Origin of the sequence: Streptomyces sp. ADMS (genome assembly GCF_033441795.1) — a bacterium.
Taxonomy (GTDB): Bacteria; Actinomycetota; Actinomycetes; order Streptomycetales; family Streptomycetaceae; genus Streptomyces.
On the sequence record NZ_JAVFVX010000345.1, the window covers coordinates 1 to 913 of the forward strand.

At 71.5% G+C, this 913-nt stretch carries 1 pseudogene; it reads left to right on the top strand.

Annotated elements, in window-relative coordinates:
• Positions 1 to 77 precede the first annotated feature (77 nt).
• A pseudogene (locus RB628_RS40915) lies at positions 78 to 913 on the top strand (hypothetical protein); the annotation flags it as partial.

Here is a 913-nt window from a genome sequence, read left to right on the forward strand (position 1 = left end):
GGAGCTGCCCCGATGACCAGCAGAAGAGCGCCGCGCGCCCCGCCCCGCCTTGTCCGCTCTCCCTCCTTGGATCCGCCATGCCCGCCCCGCGTACCAGCGCGCCCTCGACCACCACCGGGTCCGACGCGCTCCTCTACCTCCTGTTCGGCGTCCTCGGCGCCACTATCGCCTTCGGCTCCCTCGCCTGGCTGACCGGCAACCTCACCAACTCCCTCGTCGGCGCTGGCCCCTGGCCGCCGTTCAAGGCCACCGACGCGCTGCTGCACCCCGACGTGCTGTGGCCGCACCTGAGCCCCACCGCCCTGCTGGTCGGCGCGCGGCTCGTCCCCGGCCTGCTCTCCGTCTGCCTCACCATCACCGGCCTGGTCCTGTGGCTACGGCTGCGCGGCGGCGCGAAGAACGGCCTCGCCCGCAAACAAGATCTCGCCCCGCTGCTGGACAAGGAGATCACCGCAAAGGCGAAGAGCCTGCGGCCGAGCCTGTCCGATCTCAAACCGAAAGAGGTCGCTCCCTCCGACCGCGGCATCCTCGTCGGCACGCTCTCCCCGGGCCGGGCCGAGGTCCGCGCCTCCTGGGAGGACGTGATCGTCGCGGTCATGGCCCCGCGCTCCGGCAAGACGTCCGGGCTGGCGATCCCCGCGATCCTCGCCGCTCCCGGCCCGGTGCTGCTGACCTCGAACAAGGCGGCGAACGATGCCTTCACCGCGACGGTGGACGCACGCGCCCAGGTCGGCACGATCTGGACGCTCGACCCGCAGCAGATCGCCCACCACCCGCGCGAGATGTGGTGGGACATCCTGGCCGACGCCCGCGACCTAGCCGGGGCGAAACGTTTGGCCGGGCACTTCGTCGCCGCTTCGGTGGACGAGTCGAACGGCTCCGACTTCTGGTCCACCGCCGCATCGAACACTCT